Here is a 6761-nt window from a genome sequence, read left to right on the forward strand (position 1 = left end):
ACCAAGCTGGCGTACAACGAGCCGAAGGCGGGTGACGACCCCAAGTACCACTGGTGGACGAAGACCATCACCGACCGTCTCGGCGGCGACACCGGCTTCGCGTATGCGGCCGACACCGCGAACACCAAGTTCACCGACACCACCGTGACGGACCCCGAGTCGCACGCCACGAAGTACGTCACCGACGACTTCTTCCGTCCCGTCCAGACGACGAACGCCAAGTCCCAGACGTCAAAGATGTCATGGGACGCGGACAACAACGTCACGTACCTGGAGGAGGACAACGGCGCCAAGACCGCGTACTGCTACGACCAGAAGACGGGCTACCCCCTCTGGCAGCGCGACGCGGAGAACAACAAGGCGGGCGTGCCGGACCAGACGACCACCTGCGTGACGGACAGCTCCAAGTGGCCGGCGAACGCGTCGAAGTACGAGTACCAGACGCGTGCGGACGGCTTCTCGGCGGACCTGTTCCGCAAGACGTCACCGGAGGGCCGCGCCTGGCAGTTCGGCTACGACTCGTTCGGCAACATGAAGACGGTCACGGACCCGAAGGGTGTCGTAACGACGTCGGTGCCTGACGACTACACGACCAAGTACGACTACGACAGCTACGGGCAGTTGACCAGGGCCACCGACGCCAATGGCAATGCCACCGTCAACTCCGACTTCGACGTCGTCGGCTACCCCAGGACGATCACCGACGCGGAGAGCCACGCCACCTCGTTCGTCTACGACGAGCGCGGTGAGGTCACGTCGGTGACCGACGCGCTGGGTACCACCACCACCCAGACCTACGACGCCTTCAAGCGTCCGCTGGTCAACAAGCTGCCCAAGGAGCAGGCGCAGGGGGTGTTCATCACCACTCCGGCCCCGGTGTACGACGCCAACGACAACGTCACCACCAGCACCGCCGCGGACGGCGTGGTGTCCACCGCGGTCTATGACTCCGCGGACCAGGTGACCGAGACGACCGGCCCGGACAACAACCTGAGCGGTCGCACGACGCGCTACACCTACGACAAGGTCGGCAACCTCAAGACCACGACCGAGCCCAAGGGTGTGGCGACGACCTCCGTCCCGGACGACTACGTCACCACCAACAACTACAACGAGATCTACCAGCTCATGTCGGTGGTGAACGCCCAGGGCGACAAGGTCTCCTACGAGTACGACAACGTCGGCAACGCGGTCACGGTCATCGACCCGAAGAAGAACGCCACCGCCGACACCACCGACTACACCAGCAAGAGCGCCTACGACCTCAACCACCGCGTCACCAAGGTCACCGACGCGGCGGGCAAGTACGCCACGCGCGAGTACGACAAGGACTCGCTGATGGTCAGGAGCACCGACAAGGAGGGCAACACCAGCGAGGTCGTCTACGACGAGCGCGGCAAGACGATCGAGCAGCGGGTCCCGTACTCGGGCACCACTCTTCGCACCACGAAGTTCGAGTACGACCAGATGGGCAACACCACCAAGGTGATCAGCCCGCGCGGCACCGCCACCGCGGCCGCGGACGACTTCACCAGCCGCACCGAGTACGACAAGCTCAACCGTCCGGTCAAGCAGTTCCAGCCCTACGACCCGGCGGACGGACGCTACAACGACCCCAACGTCTACACCCAGACGACGTACGACGAGGTCGGCCGCGTCTCGCGGGTCTCCGCGCCGCCGTCGGCGGGTCAGACGGTCCGCAACGACACCGACTACACGTACTTCGACAACGGTTGGACCAGGACGTCCACCGACCCGTGGGACATCGTCACCTCCTACGGCTACAACCAGACCGGCCAGCAGGTCTCGCGCACCCTCACCTCCGCCGGCGGCTCGAGCTCGCGGACCCAGGGCTGGGCGTACTACCCCGACGGCAGCCTCCAGGCCCGCTCCGATGACGGCGTGCCGGTCGGCGCCCACGTGGTGCTGGCCGACAACTCCGACACCCAGACCACTTCGGCGACCGGCACCTGGGCCACGGCTTCGGCCACCGGCCAGCAGGGTTACGACCACCGCACCCACGCGGCGGGGGCGTCGACGGACACGTTCACCTGGACTCTGAACGTTCCGCAGGACGGCAGCTACACCGCCTACGCGAAGTACCCGACGACCTCGGGCGCCTCCACGGCGGCGAAGTACACCGTCACCCACGACGGCGGCACCACCGACAAGACGGTCAACCAGACCACCGGCGGCGGCACCTGGGTCTCCCTGGGCTCGTTCACCTTCAAGCAGGGGAACACGTCCAAGATCACCCTGGCGCCCGACGCCTCCGGCAAGGTCGTCGCCGACGCGGTGAAGATCGTCCGCACTGTCACCGAGACGGACAACGAGAAGAAGGACTTCACCTACTCGTACGACCTCAACGGCAACCTCAGCTCGATCGCGGACGCCTCCTCGGGTGCCAAGATCGACAAGTACACGATGACCTACACCGGGCTGAACCAGGTCCAGAAGGTCAGCGAGTCGCTGTCCGGCACCGAGAAGAAGGCCACGTCGTTCACCTACGACGCCAACGGCCAGAAGGAGACGACGAGCCACCCGGACCAGTACGCGCAGTACTTCTACGACGTGCGCGACCTGGTCAAGACGGTGAAGGTCGGCAAGTCCGCCTCGGACGCCTCGCCGAAGACCACCGATTACACCTACACCGACCGCGGCCTGCGGCTGAAGGAGACCAAGGCCAACGGCAACACGGTCGACTACACCTACTACCTGAACGCGGCGCTGAAGACCCAGGCCGAGAAGAAGCCCAACGGCACCCTGGTCTCCTCGCACACCTACGCCTACGACGCCAACGGCAACCAGGCGCAGGACGTCGCGTCCAAGATGAACGCCGACAACCACGGCGCGTACCTGAACTCCACCACGGACTACACCTACGACCCGGTCAACCGGCTCGCCCAGTCCGTGAAGACGGGAACTGGCGCGGGCACCGAGACCTACGTCCACGACGCCAACGCCAACGTCGTCACCCAGACGATCAAGAACGTCACGACCAACTACACCTACGACCGCAACCGGCTCCTCAGCTCGAGCATCGGAGCCGCCACCAACAACTACAACTACGACCCGTACGGCCGACTGGACACGGTCGTCGCGGGCGGCAAGGTCGTAGAGGACAGGGACTACGACGGCTTCGACCACGTGGTCAAGAACGCCAAGCTGCAGACCGACGGGGTCACGACGAAGACCACCACCTACGTCTTCGACCCCCTGGACCGCACGGCATCCAAGACGGAGGCCGGCAAGACCACCGACTTCAACTACCTCGGTACCTCCAGCGAGGTTCTCAACGAGGCCGTTGCCGGCGAGGTCACCAAGTCCTACCAGTACAGCCCGTGGGGCGAACGCCTGACACAGCTGAAGCACAACACCGACGGCTCCGAGGAGCTCGGCGTCTACGGCTACAACGGCCACACCGACGTCGAAACCCTCACCGACAGCAGCGGTGACACCAAGTCCACCTACGGCTACACGGCCTACGGCACCAACAACGACGCCGAGTTCACCGGCATCGACAAGCCCGACACGGCCCAGCCGGACAAGGAGGCGTACAACCCCTACCGCTTCAACGCCAAGCGCTGGGACGCCGCCAGCGGCACCTACGACATGGGCTTCCGTGACTACAGCCCCGGCCTGAACCGCTTCACCAGCCGGGACATGTACAACGGCGCCCTGGCCGACATGCGGCTGGGATCGGATCCCTTCACCGGGAACCGCTACGCCTTCACCGGCGGCAACCCGATCAGCAGCGTCGAGCTCGACGGACACAACTGGTGCGAAGGGGGCGCCTTCTGCCCCTGGGACGACAACTTCGCCTCTGCCTGGGTCGGCACCGTCGAGACTGTCGCCGACACGCTTGCCAGCCCCGTGATCGCCGCAGAGCCGATCCTTCGGGAGAAGTGCCCTGGGTGCTTCGGAACTCCCGGTGATCCCAATGGAGTGGATCTGGGATTCGAATGGGTCTCGGGCCGCGGCCCCAAGCATCGGGACTTCGGCGGAAACGACGCCTTCACGCAGTCGCTCATGGACCACTACCACGTCCAGCGGGTGCGGGAGATCGCGGCTGACAACATCAACGGCGGAAACTACAATCTGGGCGCCAAGGTCGCCCAGTACACGGACAAGGACACGGGTGTCACATACAATAACGGCTTGAATCACTCGCTGAACTCCAAGACCGTCTTCATGGACTTCACGTCGAACATGTCCGCGGCGTTCCTGGGTTCCTACACCATGGACTACACGGTCAAGTCGGTCGACAAGAAGGCGGGAACGGCGACCGTTCAGTTCCATGTGGCAAACGACAGCACCATGAATTCCGGGACGCATATCGCCCCGGAGCTCGGCGGGTACAGTGAGTGGTGGAGTGAACACATCGCCAAGCCCCTCAATTCGTACTACGATACGGGGCGTTTCAGCACGAAAACGCAGGACATAACGTGGACGGAGACGGTCGACCTCAACGATCCCAAGGCTCCGTCGGCGTCATCGGGGTCATCGGGGTCGTCGGGGTCGTCGGGGTCATCGGACTCGTCGGCCGGCGGCCTGCTGGACAGCATCACAAGTTGGGTCTCCAGCCTCTTCTGACGGCAGGCTGACGCGCTCGCTACCGCCGGTCGACCGGTCGGGACGCGCCTTGAAAAACGGCGAGGTTGCTCCCAGGGAACCCTGGGGGCAACCTCGCCGCCCGTAACGACTGGAAGTAGATGGCGTGAAATTCGACATATTTCGCATCAGTGCAAGCCTTGCGACTGCCACCTTGACGGTACTCGCCTCGACCGCTTGTGGGACAAGCAAGCCCGCCCACGTCGTCCCGGAGTCCCTACGTCATTCCGAATTGGTCGGCCGATGGGACGGAGAGCGGGAATGCGGATCGCCGCTTCCGGTCATTCGACTGCGCGACGATTACACCTTTTCCGTCAAGGACTTTCCGCTCGAGTGGGACGGCCCCGTGCCGGACGCGCAGGTGACGCGTCGTTCAGTCGGCGGAAAATGGCATGCGGTCAACAAAGACCCTGGCCTGCCCCCCTATGCGATGCTCAATTTCGAGAATCAGAAGGACAGCAAGCTTCTCACCTTCACTTTGGATCATGGGAAGCTGCGTATGAATGGGAGTGTCGAGGCGAACGGGGGGGATCCCTATATCTACCCATGTCACTACAGACGCACCTCTGCCGATCCCGACTTCGGCCGATAGCGGCTCTGTCGAATGTACGGCTGTCTGGGTGTGTCCTGCCAACGTTGATCTCTACTCCAAGCACTTCCGCACTGCCTCGACGAGCGATGTCGCGCGCGAATCGATGGGGCCCCCGATGATGTGTCTCATCGCGTAGCCGAAGGCGACGTTGTATTTCCGATCGGCGAAGGCGAGCGACCCACCTCGTCCGGTGTGTCCGAAAGAGCTGGGGCCGATCATCGGGTTGGTGGCGGTGGGCAGCATGTATCCGGCGCTGAAGCGGCTCTGGATCAGCATGACTTGATCCTTGCCGCTGGCCTGCTCCTCGGTCGCGGACGCCAGGGCGGCAGGGGAGAGCAGGCGCACTCCGTCCACCTCGCCGATCAGCGCGGCGTACATGCGTGCAAGAGCGCGTGCGGTACCGATCCCGTTGGACGTCGGGAGCTCCGCGGCCTGCACTTCCGGTGAGTCGAAGTCGATCTCAGGTGGGTCGGTGACCGCGTACGCCCTGTTGCTGAATGAGTTCGGGTCCTGCCAGGCGGCGACCTGTTCGCGGAGTTCCTCGGGGATCGACTGGGTGGGCAAGGTGGTGAGGTCGACGTCCGGCCGCTGGTACACCATGCGGCTGACTCGCTCGCGTTCGCCGGCCGGCAAGCCGATGAAGAAGTCCAACCCGAGGGGAGCCGCGATCTCGTCGGCGAAGAAGCGGCCCGGTGTGCGACCGGATACTCGGCGGATTACCTCACCGACGAGCCAACCCCAGGTCCGGCCGTGGTACCCGTGCGCTGTGCCTGGAGTCCAGAGGGGGCGTTGAGCCGCCAGCGCCGCCGCCATCGGATGCCAGGCCAGCGCCTCCTCCAACGGTACTGGCCGATCCAGCGCGACCAAGCCGGCCTGGTGGGACAGGAGCCAGCGCACCGAGATGTCCGCCTTGCCGTTCGCGGTGAACTCCGGCCAGTACTTCGCGACGGGCGCGTCCAGGTCCAGGGCGCCGCGCGCGGCCAGCATGTGCGCCGCGGTCGCGGTCGCGCCTTTGGTCGCCGAGTAGACCAGTTGCAGCGTGTCCCGCGTCCAGGGACGACCGGTTTCGGCGTCGGCCACGCCACCTCACAAGTCAACCACCGGTCGGCCGTTCCGGTACACGCACACCGCTGCGCCGGTGTCCCCGTGCCGGGTGAAGTTCTCGATGAACGCCTCACGCACCGGCTCGAATCCTGCTGCGACCTCACCGTAGATCGTCGTCATGTCGTACATCCTGGCAGTATTGCCGCCTTCCTTACTGAGGCGGGCTCGTCCTCGGTGTTCAGGCGGTAGCCGTCAGACGGCGGCAGGCAGTTCCTGCAGACGCTCGCGGAACTCGCATACGGCGGGTAGGGAGTTGTGCGGTTCGAGTCGTGCAGAGAACTCCTTGAGGCGGTCCAGAGCCCGTATGGAGCTGACGCTGTCTTCCAGCAGTCCGGCACCGTAGTTTGCGGCGTCCAACGCTGTCGGCGACGGGTGAATCGTGACCCAGTTCCGGCGGGTGAAAAATGACCCCCCACTGCGTCAGTTGATGTTGGTCATTCCCCGCTGTTGGCGG

General features: G+C 64.6%; 2 protein-coding genes and 2 pseudogenes. 2 read left to right on the plus strand and 2 right to left on the minus strand.

Annotated features, from left to right (window positions below):
• Window positions 1-4593, plus strand: a 4593-nt coding sequence (locus AC07CM_RS50075) for a golvesin C-terminal-like domain-containing protein (protein WP_478883233.1), incomplete at its 5' end; no start/stop codon positions are given.
• 124 nt (window positions 4594-4717) lie between these two features.
• Window positions 4718-5203: a hypothetical protein gene (locus tag AC07CM_RS50080; protein WP_478883234.1), complete on the plus strand. Its 486-nt coding sequence runs from the start codon at window positions 4718-4720 to the stop codon at window positions 5201-5203.
• Window positions 5204-5254: 51 nt separating this feature from the next.
• On the opposite strand, the pseudogene AC07CM_RS50085 reads toward AC07CM_RS50080, so the two are convergent.
• Window positions 5255-6427: pseudogene (locus AC07CM_RS50085) on the minus strand (serine hydrolase domain-containing protein).
• Window positions 6428-6499: 72 nt separating this feature from the next.
• A pseudogene (locus AC07CM_RS50090) lies at window positions 6500-6667 on the minus strand (transcriptional regulator); the annotation flags it as partial.
• Window positions 6668-6761: the final 94 nt, after the last annotated feature.

It is taken from the genome of Streptomyces sp. NPDC044061, from assembly GCF_056434305.1.